This window comes from Vreelandella sp. L-15, from assembly GCF_056857635.1.
Genome location: NZ_JBSXNN010000021.1, coordinates 29,392 through 47,515, shown reverse-complemented (window position 1 = coordinate 47,515; position 18,124 = coordinate 29,392). Strand labels below are relative to the sequence as shown.

Below are 18,124 nucleotides of genomic sequence, written 5' to 3'. Positions count from 1 at the left end.
TTAACTTCCTATGGCTTCCTTCAGACCCCACCGTTGGCCAGTGACGCCCTTGCCAGTCGGATTGTCTTCCCCTCAGTCGGGGTGACGCCATCTTCTTTCAGATGGCCGGGTTTGCCGGCTTCGCCGGGCAAACAAAAAAACCGGCCCCTAAAAGGGGCCGGTTCTATTCTGTCTACAGGGGTTACACCCGTAAGCGTGGTTTAAACCAAGCTTAGAAGTGGTAACGAGCGCCTGTCAGCCAGTACATGTCGTCGCCATCAGCATTGATTTCAGAGTCAGAGCCATCAAGAGTAACGTTGATGGACTGCTGATCCGGCTGCTGCAGCTCTACGAATACGTCGAAGTTGCTGGAAACTTTGTAGTAAGTACCCAGTGCCCAAGAAGTGCGGCTTTCTTCGCCATCCGGATCTACTTCGTAGATGTCAGCAGCAAATGCCCACGGGCCAGTGGTGTAAGTACCACCAAGGCCAACGGTGTCGAAGCCACCGCCCCGCACTTCGTTGTCATCACGGGTTTCGTAACCCAAACGCAGCGAGAACTGATCAGTTACATCGTACGAACCAATCAGGCCGTACAACATTTCATCGTTACCACCGCCATTGCCTGCGTTATTCTCATCAATGCGCGCTACGTCATCAACAAAACCAAGACCGATAGTAACTGGACCTTGTGCATAGCGAACACCACCTTGAGCTGCCACTTCAGAATCAGCAGAAGGATCAGCTGCACCACGTGCAGTATAATGCTTAGCCTGCAGGAAAGCGGTGAAGCCGCTCAAGTCGGGTGTATAGTAACCGATAGAATCGCCGCGAGACTGCTTACGATGACTAGCGAACTCTAGGCCACGATCGATGTAAACGTCGAACGGCAGAGATACAAACTGGTTGTAGAAGCTATCAAAGTTACCAGCTTGGAAAGTACCGTACTGCAACTAGCTTACTGTTTCGATCGTTATTACCGGCCTTCTAAGAAGCCAGTATGTGGCTTGCGGGCCATGCTCTTTTTCTCATCCGCCGGTTTTTCCCGGTGGTATGCGACATGTCCTCAACAAAGCCTTGTTATAGTCCAATGCTCGCAGGTCAAACTCTATACCGGGATTCCAGGGAACGCAATAGAAAAAAAACAGTGTTTTTTTACGTTTTGTGCTTTTTTATGGAACCCAGACAACTGTTTTTGGTCTCAGTGGCCTTCGAATTTCTGCTGCAAGCCCTTTAGCTTCTCTTCAAGGCTAAGCGGCTTTTTCTGTTCTGTTTTTTCTGACACTGCGGTTTTTGGGTACTGCTCACTTATCTTCTGTGGCGCTTTTTTTGCTGGCTCTACCGCTTGAGCAGCGTTTTTTGGGGCAGAAGGCGGGGCGCTATCAGCCACCTTTTTTTCCGGCTTTTCATTACGTCGCTCGCTCGCATGCTGCGCGGCTTCTTTATCTACCCTGCCTGCCGGATTACCATCCAAATCGATCCGTTCAGCCCCTTCGCGCATTGATTTTACGTAGCGAGGCAAATTGACGTAATTCGCCAGTGCCCGCCGAATTAACTTACCCGACCAGGGTTCACGTTCAGCTAAATCCTGGTGAATCCCCACCTTCAGCGGTTTGGTGTGTCCTTTAAAAAACGCATTGGGATAGCGTTGATACCACTGCTTTAGCAGCGCCTGCGGCGAGGGTGGCTGAGTAGATGTCTTCTGAGAAGGTATCTGAGCGGATATCTCAGCAGGCGCTTCTTGAGGCGCTTCTACACCTGCTGTAGACGAGGCGCTTAGCGCTGCCACAGCTGCCAACTGCTGCTTTAAACGCTCGTTCTCTTCGCGCAGCGCTGTGATTTCGGCATTTTTTTGCTCAAGCCGAGTTTCTAACGTTTCTAACAGATGCAGTACGCTGGCGGCCATAACCCCCTCCTTTGCCCTTGGTCAGTCGTTGACACGCTCATACACGACGAAGTCATAATTTGACTGCCCTTCTGCGGGCTGCCCGGCGACTCGCTGAACTTCTTGCCACTCCTCCGTCGAGAACGCGGGGAAGTGCGCATCGCCTTCCACTTCTATATCGACTTCCGTGATGTAGAGACGTTGGGCAAACGGTAAGGCTTGACGGTAAATCTCGCCGCCGCCCATGACCATGATTTCTTCCGCCGCCTCGATGGTCGCCTGCTGATCGGCAAGCGCTAACGCAGCCGGTAGCTCATGGCATACGCGCGTGCCTTCTGCACTAAACTGGGCATCCCGAGTCACGACGATATTGAGACGATTGGGCAGCGGCTTGCCAATGGAGGCGAAGGTTTTACGTCCCATGACCAGCGGCTTGGCCTGGGTCATACGTTTGAAGAATTTCAAATCTTCAGGCAAGTACCAGGGTAGCTTGCCATCGACGCCAATGACGCGATTCTTGGCCATGGCGACGATCATCGCAACGGGCACCAGCGGTTCATAGGCGGTGGCTTGCTGACTCATACGGCTACCTTTGCTTTGATATGCGGATGGGACGCGTAATTTTCGATCTGAATATCATCGAAGGTGAAGTCGAATAGGTTCGTGACCTCTGGATTGAGCACGAGCCGAGGCGGTGGCATGGGCGTGCGGGTTAGCTGCTCCTGCGCCTGCTCTAGATGGTTGCTATACAGGTGGGCATCTCCAAGCGTGTGAACGAATTCCCCCGGCTGTAAGCCCGTGACCTGGGCCACCATGCTCAGCAGCAACGCGTAACTGGCGATATTGAACGGCACGCCGAGGAAAATATCGGCACTGCGCTGGTAAAGCTGGCAGGAGAGTCGCCCGTTGGCGACGTAGAACTGAAACAGACAGTGACAAGGCGGCAGCTTCATTTCATCCACTTGGCCTGGGTTCCAGGCCGAGACAATTAACCGCCGCGACTGCGGGTTGGTGCGAATTTGCTCTAGCACATTGGCAATTTGATCCACGCTGCCGCCCTTGGGGTGCGGCCAGCTACGCCACTGGTAGCCATATACGGGGCCCAGGTTGCCCTCTTCATCAGCCCACTCGTCCCAGATACGCACGCCGTGCTCTTTCAGGTAACCGATGTTGGTATCGCCCTTCAGAAACCACAGCAGCTCGTGGATGATGGAGCGCAGGTGCAGCTTCTTGGTGGTCAGCAGCGGAAACCCACGGGAAAGATCGAAGCGCATCTGGTGGCCAAACACCGAGCGCGTACCCGTACCGGTACGGTCACCGCGATCAACGCCCTGTTCGAGCACAGTGCGCATCAGGTCCAGGTAAGGCTGTTCAAGCGCAGGCAATTCGTTCGACGTGGTAAGCGAAGGCGTTGTAGCAGTCACAAGATTTCCAGATTAACAGCGAGTATGAGGCTGTATTCTAGGCCGCCCTAAAGGCAACGTCTATGTTAAGGGTGGTGGGAGGGAGCTTTAGCTCGCGATGATGCAGGCACAAGTGCCTGCCCAGACAGTCGCCCAATGAAATTGGCCTCCCACAGGCAAGCTTGGGCGGCTACTCAGGCTAGCCTGAATCCACTGGCTCTACCCAGCCACTTTGCTGCTGCAGGAAGGGGCTTCTTGTGGGAGGGAGCTTTAGCTCGCGATGATGCAAGCACAAGTGCCTGCCCAAACAGTCGCCCAATGAAATTGGCCTCCCACAGGCAAGCTTGGGCTAGCCTGAATCCACGGCTCTACCCAGCCACTTTGCTGCTGCAGGAAGGGGCTTCTTGTGGGAGGGAGCTTTAGCTCGCGATGATGCAGGCACAAGTGCCTGCCCAAACAGTCGCCCAATAAAATTGGCCTCCCACAGACAGGTTTAGGTGGATACTCTGAGCGCCACATCCAGATCATACCTTGGCGTCGATGGGCTTGCCTTTTGACCAGAGCATCAGGAGGAGTCCGAGAATAATCATGGGTAGGGTGAGGAGCATGCCCATGGTGAACCAGCCAAAGGCGAGGTAGCCGATGTGGGCGTCGGGCATGCGGACGAATTCGACCATGAAGCGGAAGACGCCGTAGCCCAGCAGAAACAGGCCGGAGATGAACCCGCGCGCACGAGGTTTGGCCGAGACCCACCAGAGGATGACGAACAGCACGGCGCCTTCCAATACGGCTTCGTAGAGTGCCGAGGGGTGACGCGGCTCTGGGCCCATGCCGGGAAAGGGCATGCCCCAGGGAAGCGAGGTCACGCGGCCGGGCAGCTCGTGGTTGATGAAGTTGCCGATGCGCCCAGCCCCCAGGCCAATCGGCACGAGCGGGGCGATGAAGTCGGTGAGGGTGAAGAAGGCCAACTGCTTGCGGCGGGCAAATAGCCAGGCGGCCAGCAATACGCCCATCAAGCCACCATGGAAGCTCATGCCGCCATCCCACACGCGGAAGATCCAGAGCGGGTCGGCCATCCACTGTTCTAATCCGTAAAACAGCGCGTAGCCCAAGCGACCACCGGCGACTACGCCAATGGCACAGTAGAAAAGCAAATCGCCAATGTCGTCTTTGTTCATTCCTAGACGCGGGGCACGTTTGCAGCCTAGCCACCACGCCGCCACGAAGCCGACCACGTACATGAGGCCGTACCAATGCACTTGCAACGGGCCGAGGGAAATCGCAACAGGGTCTATCGTTGGGTAGTTAATCATTCACTTTCTCTAATCAAATAAAAGAAACGCTACAGTGTGCCAAAGCGCCATTACGCCAGTATGAAGCGTAATCCCACCACAGCGAGCAGAGCAGCAAAACAGAAACGCAGTACATCGGCAGGCAGCACATGGGCCAAACGCACGCCAATACGGGCAAACGGTACGCTGGTGGCTACGATACCGATAAATGCTGGCCACATAACAAATCCGGTTGCCCAATGCGGCAAGAGCGGGTTCCCCCACCCCACCACGATAAAGGTCACCGCCCCTACCACTGCTATTGGTAAGCCACAGGCCGCAGAGGTTCCCACCGCTTGTGTCATAGTGGCACCGCAGCGAGAGAGCCAAGGCACTGTCATGGCACCACCGCCTATACCGAACAGCGCAGAAATCGCTCCAACTACGCCACCCGCAATGGCCATTGCTACTTTTCCAGGGGCAATAGTGCCGGGTTTCGGCGTAAGCCCGATGACCATTTTGGTAGCTAATAGAAGTACGAAGACGCCAAAAAGCGTACCCAGCACGGTGCCCGACAAGTTATCAGCAATAAACACCCCAGCAATCGCGCCTAGCATTAAGCCGGGCAGCAAGGCCATAAACCAAGCACGATGCACGCTACCTTTACGAAAATGCCCAAGGGCTGAAGAAGCGCCGGTAATGACGATAGTGGCAAGCGAGGTGCCAACAGCAAGGTGCATAGTGATCTCAGGGGAAATGCCCTGTAGCCCGAAGGCAAACACCAGCACAGGAACAATAATGATCCCGCCACCAACCCCAAATAGCCCGGCCATCGTGCCAGCGACTGCCCCTAGCGCCAAGTAACTGGCTAAAATGGCTGCAAAGGTCATTGGCTCGGCCTCTCCAGGGCGTGAGGCAACCATTTATTAATCATGCTATGCAAGGTATCCGGTTGATAGGGTTTGGCTAGAAGGTCATCCATTCCAGCGGCTTCGTAGGTATCTCTGCCCGCGTTATCGACATTGGCGGTCAACGCAATCATCACACTGCGCTGCTTTTGATTTGATTGCTCAAACTTACGCCAACGGCGAGTCGTCTCAAGCCCATCGAGAGTGGGCATAAAAATATCCATAAAGACTAAATCATAAAAAGTGGACTGCTGGCGTTCTAGGGCTTGCTCACCGCTACTGACACCTTCCACCTTAAGGCCCTGGGACTCTAACATTTGCCGCGCCAGCATTAAGTTTACCGGCCCATCGTCAACGACCAATACGCGAGGCCGGTGCTCACCGCCCCCTGATAAATCGTCACTGCTTGTCTCATTCACACTCTGCTGCACGAAATTAGCTAATAGTGAGCGGATATCAGCAAGGCGTTCACGCAGGTGGGTAACGTTCTGGCGGCTGGTCTCAGACGCATCCTCCGTTAGCATGCTGCCAAGGTGCTCAAACAGGCTATCGGCTTCTCGTTGCATCAACGTTAGGTAGCCTGATTTAAGCCGAGACTCCTCTCTTGCCCGCTCCCTGCCTGCCATTAAATGTTTGAGTTGCTTCTGCTGGTGATGCAAGTCATCCAACAACGCTTGGTCACTCCTAGCATGACCATCCTGTGTGACCACATGACTCGCTTTATCAAGCGTTCGAATAACCCCTTCTAGCTGGTCGTTCGCCAGGGTAAGCCGCTGGCAGGGCTGTTCATCGGCCTTCGGCTCAACAAGCGCTGGTAAAGAGTTAAGGGCCACCCTCCTGCGCAGCTCGTCAATACGCTGCTCAAGCTCGCTAAGCCCCTGCGTGAAGAGTGTGTCCTTATACTTGCTCCGCGCTTTGATTAACATTAAAAAAACGCCTACATTCATGCAGCTGCCCAACAGAAGGGCAAGCATTAGCCACACCGTGGTTGCCCATGACGCTTGGCTGGGTGACATTAGCCAGATAACGGCTCCTACCAACACACATAGCAGGACAAGCGCGGCCTGAACCAGTAATAATGGCCATAGAACTGGCCAGATAATGGCATTCCAGAAGTGCTCTCGCTGATAGCGTTGTGTCATTCGCGATGTCCCAGTTGGCAGGGCGTTAGGCTAGTAGAGATAGCCCGCATCATTAATCACGGCGCGAAAGTCAGTGTACGTCTCCACCGGAAGTGTGTCATGTCGCGCCACTTAAGTATGCCCCGAATAATGCCTATTATGAGTCATTTATGTGTTTAATTACGTTTCGTTGGTCACCCGATAGCCACACTCCTCTACGCTTAGCGGGTAATCGTGATGAGTTCCATGCACGCCCTACTGCCCCACTGAGTGCGTGGAGCGACAAAGCACTGCTGGGTGGCAGAGACTTGGAAGCGGGTGGTACATGGCTGGCAGCAAATCGATACGGCATTGTGGCGGCACTTACCAACGTACGCGATACCACCTTACCCACGCCCCCTAACGCGCCCAGCCGAGGCGAACTGGTGGCGGGGGTACTTAGCAGTGACAACCCCGCCGCATGGCTAGACACCATGGCGAGCCACCAAGCCGAGCGCTACGCTGGCTTTAATTTATTAGTCGCTACCACCCACCAATGCTGGCACCTGCACCGGGGAAGCGATGGCATATCCCTTGTTAATGTGCCGCCCGGGGTTCATGGGCTTTCCAATGCCAGTTTGAATACACCTTGGCCTAAACTACAGGCTGTACGTTGCGCTATGCAGGGTAGTAATAATCACCTATGGCGGCCCGCCACGCGACAGGCGCTGCAAAACCCAGGGCAAGCCGCCGATCACTTGCTACCCGATACGGGGGTTGGCGTTACTCTTGAGCGTCAGCTCTCAGCGGCTTTTATCGTCGGCGAGCAGTACGGCACCCGCGCGACTACTTGGCTGACGCTCAGCCACCGGGGCGATGTGGCTATCACTGAGCAGCGCTTTGGGCCGCTCGGGCGCTTTACTGGCGAAACGACACTTACGGCGCTATGCCAACGATAGTAGCTTATTAATCACGAGGGGGCAGTAGGTGCGACAACTGCCACTCATCCAGCCGTTTATTAAGATGCTCATGGACCAGTGCGGGCGTATCCAGCCGCATGATCTCTTTGAGCAGCGTTTGCGCATCAGCCAGCGTGACCCGACGAATCGCGGCACGCACTTTTGGCAAGCTGGGGGCGTTCATGGAAAGACTGGTAAAGCCCATCGCCATCAACAGCAGCGCGCCTGCTGGGTCACCCGCCAGCTCACCACACAGCGAAATAGGCTTATTCAGCCGCTTCGCATCCTGAGCCAGCTCTTGTAAAGCGCCAAGTAGCGCGGGATGCAGCGCATCGTACAGGCTAGACACCCGCGGATTGTTACGATCCACCGCTAGCAGGTACTGGGTAAGGTCATTACTGCCTACCGAGAAAAAATCGACACGCTTAGCCAGCGCGTCCATTTGATAAATAGTCGCGGGCACTTCAATCATGACCCCCACTTTTGGCCGCTCAACCTTAATACCCTCTTCGCCCAACTCTAAGATGGCGCGATCAAGCAGCCGTATTGCCTCATCGACCTCCTCCACATTGGTGATCATGGGGAGCAGCACGTAGAGATTGCCTAAATCGTGGGAGGCTTTAAGCATGGCGCGCAGCTGTACCATCAGAACTTCAGGATGATCCAGGGTAACGCGCATACCCCGCCAGCCCAGGAACGGGTTGGCTTCCTCAATCGGGAAATAGGGCAAATCTTTGTCGCCACCGATATCTAGAGTACGCATCACCACCGGCAGCGGCGCAAAGCCTTTCAACTGCTCGCGGTACATGCGCATCTGCTCTTTTTCACCTGGGAAGCGCTCGGTAATCATAAATGGCACTTCGGTGCGATAGAGCCCCACCCCGCCAATGCGGCTTTTCAGCAGTGCAGAGGCATCCACCGCCAAGCCAGTATTCACCATCAGCGGCATTTCATGGCCGTCGGGGGTTCTACTGGGCAGATCCTGTTCATGCTCCAGCACTTCGCTGAGCACTTTCTCTTCGGCAATCAGGCTAGCGTAGCGGGTTTGCAGCTCGGCGGCAGGACGCACAAATAGCCGCCCCCGGTGGCCATCTAGCACCACGGGCGCACCGTTCAGGCGTGGCAGCGGCAGGTCTACCATTCCTAATACCGTGGGAATGCCCATGGCACGGGCGACAATCGCCACGTGAGACGTACTGGAACCACGTACCGACACCAATCCTTTTAGCTTGTCGCGCGGCACTTCGCCCAGCATGGCCACACTGATTTCATCGCCAACTAAAATGGCGCTGTCTGGATAGGTTTCCGGCGTGGAAGGCGTATCTTCTTGCAGGTGCGCCAACACGCGACGGCCCAGGTCGCGAATATCTGCTGCCCGCTCGCGCAGGTAGTCATCATCGACACGCTCTAGGTATTGCACGTGGCGGCGAACGACATCGGCGAGCGCCCCCGGCGCCCACTGGCCTTCGCGAATGCGCTTTTCCACCTCTTCGGAGAGCGCGGCCTCTCCCAGCATCTGTTGATAAACATCAAACAGCGCTAGCTCCTGGGAAGAGATCCGGTTAACCAAACGCTCTGCAGCGGCACGAATCTCATCGCGGGTTTTGCCGATGGCCTCTTTTAGCCGGGCAATTTCGTACTCCTGGTCGCTGGGAATAAGATCAGGAACGCTATTGAGGTCGGCGGGAGGAGTGATCACCACGGCTTCGCCCATGGCCATGCCGGGTGAGGCCGCGACCCCTTTGAACATCGCCTGGCCACCGGGTAGCGCGGGGCGAGTGAGATTACCGGTGGCTAAGGCATGAGCCAGCACGCCCGAAAGCTGTGCCGCCATGGTGACCAGGAAGGCTTCATCTTCGTCATCGTAGCGGCGCTTTTCCGCCTGCTGCACCACCAGCACCCCCAACATGTGGCGCTGGTGGATAATCGGCACCCCAAGAAAGCTTGAATAACGCTCTTCACCGGTCGCTTCAAAGTAGCGGAAATGGGAGTGCGACTGGGCATCTTCCAAGTTGAGCGGCTCGCTGCGCTTGGCCACCAGCCCCACTAGGCCTTCCCCCAGCGGCAACACGACACGACCCACGGCTTGGGTACGCAGACCAATGGTTTCCATCAGAACCAACGACTCCAGTTCTTTATCGTAAAGATAAAAGGAGCACACGTCGGTCTGCATGGCTTTGCGTATGCGGCGCACCATGGTCGACAGCGCGGCGTCGAGGTTCCGTGCGCCATTCACTTCTTGAATAACGCGTCGCAGCACCTCAAGCATGGACGTTTTCCTATTCACTATTATTTGCCTCGCTGAGGGATTGTCCGGCTGGGCTAACACTGCTTTTATCCTGCAATGATGCGCGCGTTATCCTTCGTTATCTTGTGCCAAGCGCTGCACGCGAGGAGAAAGCTCTCTTAGCGCACGCCGATAGACCTCTCGTTTAAACGGCACCACTTGCCCTAACGGGTACCAGTAGCTAACCCATCGCCAACCGTCGAATTCCGGCTTGGGCGTGGCCGTCATACAAATACGGTTTTCTTGGCAACGAATTTTGAGTAAAAACCACTTCTGTTTTTGGCCAATACACACTGGCCTTGAGTGGGTACGAATCATGCGTCGTGGCAGACGGTAGCGCAGCCAGCCCCGGGTGCAGGCGACAATATCAACATCGTCGGCGGTTAAGCCGATCTCTTCGTGGAGTTCACGAAAAAGCGCTTGTTGTGGCGTCTCGCTTGCCTTAATGCCTCCCTGGGGAAATTGCCACGCATTTTGCCCTACACGACGCGCCCAAAGCAGCTGCCCCTGGCTATTGGCAATGATAATGCCAACATTGGGGCGAAAGCCGTCAGCGTCGATCACGGACATCACCTTCATAAATTTTCAGTTATGCCCATTTTTCCACAAGGGAGACAAGCGTATCAATACAATATCACGCTAAGTGGTGAAACCTAGGTGACTCTGCGATAATCCGGCGCTTTGTATCCGACGACCAACGTCCAACATTAACCATAAGGGGAGCGCCGTGAGTCTGGCCATTTTCGATTTGGACAATACGCTGCTATCCATCGACAGCGACCATGCCTGGGGTGAGTTTCTGGTGGAGCAAGGCGCAGTGGACCCGGTGGCCTACCGCGAGGCCAACGAGCGCTTTCTCGCCGATTACAACGCGGGCACTCTGGATATGGCGGCATTTTTGGAAATGGCGCTGAAACCGCTGGCTGAAAACACGCCGGAGCAGCTGGCGGCGTGGCACCAGCAATTCATGGCCAGCAAAATCGAGCCGCATATTCTGCCCAAAGCCGAGGAGCTGCTGGCCCGCCACCGCACCAAAGGCGATACGCTGCTGATTATCACTGCCACCAACCGTTTTATTACCGGCCCCATTGCCGAGCGCTTAGGTGTTGATGATTTAATCGCTGTAGAGCCGGAAATGGTCGATGGCCGCTATACTGGCCGTGTTGACGGCGTGCCCAGTTACCGCGAGGGTAAAGTCATCCGCCTACAAGCGTGGCTAGAAGCCCAAGATATCACCATGGACGGCGCGTGGTTCTATAGCGATTCTCACAACGATCTACCGCTACTTGAGAAAGTTGATCACCCGGTTGCCGTCGACCCAGACGACACCCTGCGTAAAGTGGCAGAAGAGCGCCATTGGCGGATCATGAGCCTGCGGGATTAAGGTAAGTGTCACGCATTTCGTGAGATGGCGACAGCCGCCTCGATATCACCACCGTAATTCATCCAACCTAATGCCACCATCGGCACCCCTAGAGGGGTGCTTCGCGGGTGCGCTCCGCTTACGCCGCGCTACAAATTAGCCCACCTCAAGTACATGGCCCCCCGTAGCGCGGCGTAACGAATCTTGCGAGGTAACGAGCAAATGAGGCACCCGCGGGGGGGGGGCGGCGATTAGCCGCCCGGATTGGGCTAAAGTGAATCATCAAATCTCTGAGCCGCCTTCGGCACCCCTCACGGGGTGCTTCGCGGGTGCGCTTCGCTTACCACGCGCTACAAGGTGCCCACTTCAAGTACGTGACACCCCGTAGCGCGGCGTAACGAATCTTGCGAGGGACGAGCAAATGAGGCACCCGCGAAGGCGGCGGTGAGCCGCCCGGATGGAGCCACCGTGAACCATCAAATCTTGGTGACGCCATCGGCACCCCTGGCGGGGTGCTTCGCGGGTGCGCTCCGCTTACGCCGCGCTACAAATTAGTCCACCTCAAGTACGTGACACCCGTAGCGCGGCGTAACGAATCTTGCGAGGGACGAGCAAATGAGGCACCCGCGAAGGCGGCGATTAGCCGCCTGGATTGGGCCACCGTGAATCATTCAATCTCGGTGACGACATCTACTCTTAAGAACTCAAGAGCATATTCAAAGACATAGCTTTGCCTGGGTGCTTAGCTGCCAATTTGGCATCGTCTGTGACCAATGTTGTTTGCGTCACCGTGGCAGATGCAGAAATGATGCTGTCAGGTAATTTCATCTGAGTATGACGACGTGTGTTGATCGTCTCTATTTTTACCGAGTGGTTGAGCTCGACGCGTGTCAGCTTGGCTAATAAAGCTGAAATAGCCTGTTCTTCTTGAAGGGGTCAACCTGGGAATCCCAACAGTTCAAGCTCAGTGATCACGGAGTAAGCGTAATAGGCAGGCGGCAGGCATAGCTGTCGCTCGATCGCGTTGATAAAAACGTTTGTATCGAGCAAATAGTTACCACTCATCCCGCATGCTCCGTTGATATTCGACCCCTTCCTGGGTTGTCAGAGTGGGCGCTTTGACAGACGAGAAATCGAGACCGGATGACGGCCCAGGCTCGCTCGGCTCTGATGTGCTGTTTTCATACAGCACCACAATCCGGGCATGCCTGTTTTTTAAGTCTCCATATTCGTCCGGGATTTTAACCATACCGTCTTGAATGTCTGCCTCAAACTCAATCGCCTGCATACCCTTCTCCTCTAACGGTGCCGATGAGTGCCCCAGCGTTCTTACGTCTTTATCTACCGCTGCTCTATTCGACACTCTTTTCATCAAAAACTCGAGGCGCACATTGACTCGTGGCGCTCACCCTATTGGAGGGTCGTACCTGCGCAGCCAATACCGACAAAAAAACCCCGCAAGAAATCTTGCGGGGTTTTGCGTGACTAAGCGCTTATAAAAAGCGCTTAGCAGGCGCGTTTAGCCGAGCAGGTGCTCAACGGCAGCGCGCTCTTCACGCAGTTCTTTTTCGGTGGCTTGCATCTTCTCTTTGCTGAACGCGTCCAGTTCGAAGCCTTGGACGATTTCATATTTGCCACCCTGGCAGCGCACCGGGTAGGAGTAGATGATGCCTTCGGCAATGCCGTAGCTGCCGTCGGAGGGAATCGCCATGCTGACGATGCCGTCGCAACCCAGCGCCCAATCGCGCATGTGGTCGATGGCAGATGACGCAGCAGAAGCGGCAGAGGAAGCACCGCGCGCTTTGATGATGGCGGCACCGCGCTGCTGTACAGTCGGGATGAAGTCGTTTTCGTACCAGTCACGCTCGACCAGATCGAAAGCGGCTTTGCCGTCGACTTTGCACTGGGCCAGATCCGGGTACTGGGTGGCACTATGGTTGCCCCAGATGATCATGTTTTCGACGTCAGTGACGTGCTTGCCAGTTTTCTGAGCCAGCTGGGTCAGCGCGCGGTTGTGGTCCAGACGCGTCATGGCAGTGAACTGACCAGCGTCCAGATCCGGCGCGTTGCAGGAAGCAATCAGCGCGTTGGTGTTGGCCGGGTTGCCGACGACCAGCACTTTCACATCACGGCTAGCATGGTCGTTCAGTGCTTTACCCTGTACAGAGAAGATCGCGGCGTTGGCTTCCAGCAGATCTTTACGCTCCATACCCGGGCCACGCGGACGTGCACCTACCAGCAGAGCGAAGTCAGCATCTTTAAAGGCAACGTTCGGGTCGTCGGTGGCAACGATGTCTTGCACCAGCGGGAACGCACAGTCGTTAACTTCCATCACGACGCCGTTCAGCGCGTCCATCGCTTGAGGAATTTCGAGAAGCTGGAGAATGACAGGCTGATCCGGCCCTAGCATGTCGCCAGCGGCAATACGGAAAATAAGAGAGTAGCTGATCTGGCCGGCACCGCCGGTAATCGCAATACGTACTGGATCTTTCATCATTGCTCCTTGATGGTTCGCCTAATGGAGGTTCGCCTGGTAAAGAATAGCGCCATGATGGTATGCCCAGACGCTCAAAAACTCAATCAGACATGAGACGACTACCCATTTGCACGCGGGCTTGATACTCGCTGAAAACGGCCAGTTACGCTATGGTGTGACGGGCTGCGGTACCATCCTTACCGCGCTATCTATTTTGTCATTCCCTTGGAACAGTGACTTTCCATGCGACGAATTCCCCCCTCTTACGCGCTGGCTAGCCTGCTGGTGCTGGCGTTAGTGGTATGGCTGGCCGTTGGCGATTTTCAGCAGTTTCAATCTTCACCTCCTGAAAGCACAGCAGAGCAAGCCGAGGCCCTCCCCCGCGTCGAGGTAAGCACTCAGCAGAGCACGCCGTATATTCCCCAGCAGGTGCTACAGGGCCAGCTCACCGCTGAGCGTGAGACAGTGCTGCGTGCCAACGTCGCGGGTTACGTCGCAGAGAAGCCGGTCAAGCAAGGAGAGAGCGTGCGCCAGGGCGAAACGCTACTAGTGCTGGATAACGATGCCCTGCCCGAACGCTTGCGGCAGGCCAGAGATGAACTAGCGCTGGCCGAAGCCGAGTACGCCGGTGCCCAGAGCCTGCGCCGTCGTGAGCTAATTTCCCAGCCGGAGCTGCTGCGCCTGCAAAGCGCGCTCAGCGCCAGCGCGGCGCAGGTGGCGCAGCTAGAGAAACAGCTGCAAGACACCCGGCCCACTGCCCCATTTGACGGCACCCTCGACCGAATACAGGTAGAGCTTGGCGACCTACTCCAGCCAGGCGAAGAGTGGGCACGCTTGATTGATGATCGCCGCCTAACCGGTACCGCCTGGGTGTCACAGCAGCAGATAGGTGCTTTAAGCGTGGGGTTACCCGTGACGGCCCGTCTACTTAACGGTGGATCGCTCGCTGGCGAAGTGAGCTATATCAGCAGCCGTGCAGAAGAAGCGACCCGTACGTTCTATATCGAAGTAGCACTCGACAACCCCGAGCGCCTGCGCTTAGCGGGAGGCAGTGCAGAGTTCACGATCACATTGCCACCCCGCCAAGTGCACACCCTTTCGCCTGCGTTATTCAGCCTTGATGAGCGTGGCCAGTTAGCCATCAAGCACTTGGATGACGAGGATCGTGTCGTGCAAACCGCCGTCGAGCTAGTTAGCGCCGATACCCAGCGCGCCTATGTCAGCGGCCTGCCCGACCCGGTCACTCTCATTACATTAGGGGCTGGCTTGGTCCGCCCCGGCGAAGCAGTAACCCCCGTGCCTGCCCAGGAAGGTGGACATGCGCCAGTTAATTAATGCCGCCCTCACCCATACCCGTACCACACTGCTGCTACTGGTAGGGCTGCTACTGGCGGGCACGGCCGCATGGCAGGCGATTCCCAAAGAAGCCAACCCCGACGTTACCATTCCGATTATCTACGTATCTCTCGCGCTGGAGGGCGTCAGCCCCGAAGATGGCGAGCGTCTACTGGTTCGCCCCATGGAGCAAGAGCTGCGTGGCATCGAGGGGCTGCGTAAATTCACCGCTCAGTCCAGTGAAGGGCACGGTTCGGTGACGCTTGAGTTCGACCCTGGTTTTGACCCAGACACCGCGCTGGCCGATGTGCGCGAGCGCGTCGATATTGCCCGCAGCAGCCTGCCCGATGAAGCGGAAGAGCCACGGGTGATGGAAGTTAACGTCTCCGAGTTTCCCGTTCTGAGTATCGGCCTCTCCGGCGATCTGGATACCCGGGAGCGGATGACGATTGCCCGGCGCTTGAAAGAGGAAATCGAAGGCATCGCCGATGTGCTCGAGGTAGAGATTGCTGGCGAACGGGAGGACCTGTTGGAGATCGTCGTCGACCCGCTGGTGCTGGAGAGCTACGGCGTTGATTTCGACACCCTGTTCAATCAGATATCACGCAATAACCGCTTGGTCGCCGCAGGCAGTCTGGATACGGGCGCGGGGCGTTTAGCGTTAAAGGTTCCCGGCATTATTGAGTCGTTAAACGACGTGATGAACATGCCGGTGAAAGTAGAAGGAGATCAAGTGGTCACCTTTGGCGATGTGGCCTGGATTCACCCCACCTACAAAGAGGCCGAAGGATTTGCCCGTATTGATAGCCAGCCCGCCGTGGTGCTGGAAATCTCCAAACGCGCTGGGGCCAACATCATCGCGACCATTGAAGCAGTGCGAGAGCAGTTCGCACTCGCGGAAGACCTGCTGCCCGAACAGCTACGGATAACCACTATTCTGGATGAGTCGGTTACCGTGCAGAATATGCTCTCGGAGCTGCTGAATAACGTGTTAACCGCCGTTGTGCTGGTACTCATCGTGGTGGTGGCCGTGATGGGCTGGCGGATGGCGCTGCTGGTAGGGCTGACCATTCCAGGAGCGTTCCTCACCGGCATTCTGCTGGTGTGGGCGTTTGGATTTACGCTCAATATTGTCGTGCTGTTTGCACTGATTTTGGTCGCGGGCATGCTCGTGGATGGGGCTATCGTCGTCAGCGAGTTGGCCGACCGGCATCTGCACGACGGCCAAGCGCCGCATCAAGCGTGGCTCGATGCGGCCTCACGCATGAGCTGGCCGGTCATCGCCTCTACGGCAACGACACTCGCCGTGTTCATCCCGCTGCTGTTTTGGCCGGGCGTGGTGGGCCAATTTATGAAGTACCTGCCCGCCACGGTGATTTTATGCTTGCTGGCCTCGCTGGCCATGGCGCTGGTGTTCTTGCCTACGCTGGGCCGCCTGTTCACGCGCACCTCTCATGCCAGTGGTACCGGGCCGATAGATGAAAGCACGGCGCTGGGGCGTGGGTATCGCCGGATATTGAGCCGCCTGCTGCAGCATCCGGCCTGGGTACTGCTGTTTGCGGTGCTGTTGATCGCGCTTCTGTACACCGGCTATGCACGCTTTAACCATGGCGTAGACTTTTTTCCCAGTGTCGAGCCGGACAGCGCCCAGGTACTGGTACGCGCCCGTGGCGATTTTTCGGCGGAAGAAACTGACGCGATATTGCAGCGCGTGGAGCAGCGGCTGGGCGGACTGAGCGAAGTGGAAGCGCTCTATGCGCGCTCTTATGCCGTACCTGATCAACAGATGGGCAGCGATGTGATTGGCATGCTGCAGTTTCAGTTCATCGACTGGCACCAGCGCCGTCCTGCTCGCACCATTCTGGCGGATATGGCTGAGCGCACCCAGGATATCCCAGGCATTACCCTGGAGTTTCAAGAGCAGGAGATGGGCCCCGGCGGCGGCAAGCCGATTGTGCTGGAAGTGAGTGCTACCGACCCGGACATTGCCGATGCAGGGGTTGATCAAATCACGGCGATGATGCGCAACCTTGGCGGCTTTACCGATATTCAGGATAACCGCAGCCTGCCGGGCGTCGAGTGGCAGGTGCATGTGGATCGCGAAGCCGCTGCCCGTATGGGAACCGATATCACCACCATCGGCAGTGCCGTTCAACTGCTCACTACCGGCCTGCAAGTCGCCACTTACCGCCCGCCGACGGTGAATGATGAAGTGGATATTCGCGTTCGCCTGCCAGAAAACTGGCGCACATTGAACCAGCTTGAGCGTTTGACGATTAATACCCCTCGCGGGCAGGTGCCTATTTCGCACTTTGTGGAGATTACTCCTGCACCAAAAGTGGGCACGCTTAACCGCATTGATGGCCGCCGTGCCATTACGATCGAAGCCGACTTAGCTCCAGGATTCTTGGCCGATGAGCGGCTGCGCGCTCTATTGGACGCTGGCCAGGGCCAACTGCCCGACGGTTTGATGGTTAACGTCGCCGGTGAGCAAGAGGATCAGCAGGAGTCGATGCAGTTTCTGGTCAGCGCTTTCTTGGTTGCGATTGGCTTGATGGCACTGATTCTGGTGACGCAGTTCAATAGCTACTACCAAGCCGCGCTGGTACTGTCGGCGATTGTGTTCTCAACGGCAGGGGTATTGATGGGACTACTCATCACCGGCCAAGCGTTCGGCATTGTGATGGTAGGCATGGGGGTGATCGCGCTGGCGGGCATCGTGGTCAACAACAATATCGTCTTGATCGATACCTACAATGAGCTGCGCGCCGAGGGCATGCCCCCCGCTCAAGCGGCCTTGGAAGCAGGCTGTTTACGCCTGCGCCCGGTGCTACTCACCGCGATTACGACCGTACTGGGGTTGATGCCGATGGTGTTGGGCGTCAACGTCAATTTGTTTGCCCCGGCATTAGGTTTCAACGCCCCGTCTGCCCAGTGGTGGACACAAATGTCCAGCGCGATTGCCGGTGGGTTGACGTTCGCCACCTTCCTCACCCTGCTGCTCACCCCCTGCATGCTGGTGATTGGCGGCCGCTTACGGCGGGAGAAAGATCTCGGTTGAAAACGCGCCCCACCCCGCTACGGGCAACCCCATTTGCATCGTTGGCGCCGCACCCGTAGCGCGGCGTAAGCGGAGCGCACCCGCGAAGCAACGCGCAG

Annotated in this window: 14 protein-coding genes and 1 pseudogene; 4 read left to right on the top strand and 11 right to left on the bottom strand. The window is 56.5% G+C overall.

The window, feature by feature from the left end:
- Positions 1 to 211: 211 nt before the first annotated feature.
- The 7 genes and pseudogenes from AC13CY_RS01790 to AC13CY_RS01760 form a co-directional block, all read right to left on the bottom strand.
- Positions 212 to 928: pseudogene (locus AC13CY_RS01790) on the bottom strand (porin); the annotation flags it as partial.
- A 251-nt stretch (positions 929 to 1,179) separates the two neighbouring features.
- Entirely contained in the window at positions 1,180 to 1,884 is a 705-nt protein-coding gene (locus AC13CY_RS01785; protein ID WP_172514639.1) for a ProQ/FINO family protein, read from the bottom strand.
- Positions 1,885 to 1,905: 21 nt separating this feature from the next.
- Positions 1,906 to 2,445: a dihydrofolate reductase gene (locus AC13CY_RS01780; protein ID WP_172514640.1), complete on the bottom strand. Its 540-nt coding sequence runs from the start codon at positions 2,443 to 2,445 to the stop codon at positions 1,906 to 1,908.
- The gene (locus AC13CY_RS01775; RefSeq protein ID WP_044630811.1) at positions 2,442 to 3,287 is read right to left on the bottom strand and encodes a thymidylate synthase; all 846 of its coding nucleotides are present in this window, start codon (positions 3,285 to 3,287) and stop codon (positions 2,442 to 2,444) included. Before AC13CY_RS01775 ends, AC13CY_RS01780 begins: the two co-directional genes overlap by 4 nt.
- Positions 3,288 to 3,790: 503 nt before the next feature.
- Entirely contained in the window at positions 3,791 to 4,579 is a 789-nt protein-coding gene (lgt, locus tag AC13CY_RS01770; RefSeq protein WP_044630748.1) for a prolipoprotein diacylglyceryl transferase, read from the bottom strand.
- A gap of 50 nt (positions 4,580 to 4,629) precedes the next feature.
- Positions 4,630 to 5,427 carry a sulfite exporter TauE/SafE family protein gene (locus AC13CY_RS01765; RefSeq protein ID WP_062363212.1) on the bottom strand — a complete coding sequence of 266 codons (798 nt, stop codon included), beginning with the start codon at positions 5,425 to 5,427 and terminating at the stop codon, positions 4,630 to 4,632.
- On the bottom strand, positions 5,424 to 6,587 hold the full coding sequence (locus AC13CY_RS01760) for a response regulator (protein ID WP_089676023.1): 1,164 nt from the start codon (positions 6,585 to 6,587) through the stop codon (positions 5,424 to 5,426). The genes AC13CY_RS01765 and AC13CY_RS01760 overlap by 4 nt, the downstream gene beginning before the upstream one ends.
- 149 nt (positions 6,588 to 6,736) lie before the next feature.
- Between AC13CY_RS01760 and AC13CY_RS01755 the strand changes: the two genes are divergently transcribed.
- Positions 6,737 to 7,504, top strand: coding sequence for an NRDE family protein (locus AC13CY_RS01755; RefSeq protein WP_062375815.1), 768 nt, complete (start codon positions 6,737 to 6,739; stop codon positions 7,502 to 7,504).
- A gap of 7 nt (positions 7,505 to 7,511) precedes the next feature.
- On the opposite strand, the gene ptsP is transcribed toward AC13CY_RS01755, so the two are convergent.
- Both ptsP and AC13CY_RS01745 read right to left on the bottom strand, forming a co-directional pair.
- Entirely contained in the window at positions 7,512 to 9,773 is a 2,262-nt protein-coding gene (gene ptsP, locus AC13CY_RS01750; protein WP_058576374.1) for a phosphoenolpyruvate--protein phosphotransferase, read from the bottom strand.
- Positions 9,774 to 9,860: 87 nt separating this feature from the next.
- Positions 9,861 to 10,355 carry an RNA pyrophosphohydrolase gene (locus tag AC13CY_RS01745; protein WP_009096477.1) on the bottom strand — a complete coding sequence of 165 codons (495 nt, stop codon included), beginning with the start codon at positions 10,353 to 10,355 and terminating at the stop codon, positions 9,861 to 9,863.
- 163 nt (positions 10,356 to 10,518) lie between these two features.
- Between AC13CY_RS01745 and AC13CY_RS01740 the strand changes: the two genes are divergently transcribed.
- Entirely contained in the window at positions 10,519 to 11,175 is a 657-nt protein-coding gene (locus AC13CY_RS01740; RefSeq protein ID WP_044630753.1) for a histidinol-phosphatase, read from the top strand.
- Between the two features lie 1,033 nt (positions 11,176 to 12,208).
- Here AC13CY_RS01740 and AC13CY_RS01735 read toward each other — a convergent pair.
- Positions 12,209 to 12,442, bottom strand: a complete 234-nt coding sequence (locus AC13CY_RS01735) for a hypothetical protein (RefSeq protein ID WP_044630754.1) — start codon at positions 12,440 to 12,442, stop codon at positions 12,209 to 12,211.
- A gap of 231 nt (positions 12,443 to 12,673) precedes the next feature.
- The gene (locus tag AC13CY_RS01730) at positions 12,674 to 13,648 is read right to left on the bottom strand and encodes a malate dehydrogenase (protein WP_016913321.1); all 975 of its coding nucleotides are present in this window, start codon (positions 13,646 to 13,648) and stop codon (positions 12,674 to 12,676) included.
- A 225-nt stretch (positions 13,649 to 13,873) separates the two neighbouring features.
- On the opposite strand from AC13CY_RS01730, the gene AC13CY_RS01725 reads away from it, so the two are divergent.
- Both AC13CY_RS01725 and AC13CY_RS01720 read left to right on the top strand, forming a co-directional pair.
- The gene (locus AC13CY_RS01725; protein WP_044630361.1) at positions 13,874 to 14,965 is read left to right on the top strand and encodes an efflux RND transporter periplasmic adaptor subunit; all 1,092 of its coding nucleotides are present in this window, start codon (positions 13,874 to 13,876) and stop codon (positions 14,963 to 14,965) included.
- On the top strand, positions 14,949 to 18,026 hold the full coding sequence (locus AC13CY_RS01720; protein ID WP_172514642.1) for an efflux RND transporter permease subunit: 3,078 nt from the start codon (positions 14,949 to 14,951) through the stop codon (positions 18,024 to 18,026). The genes AC13CY_RS01725 and AC13CY_RS01720 overlap by 17 nt, the downstream gene beginning before the upstream one ends.
- Positions 18,027 to 18,124 lie beyond the last annotated feature (98 nt).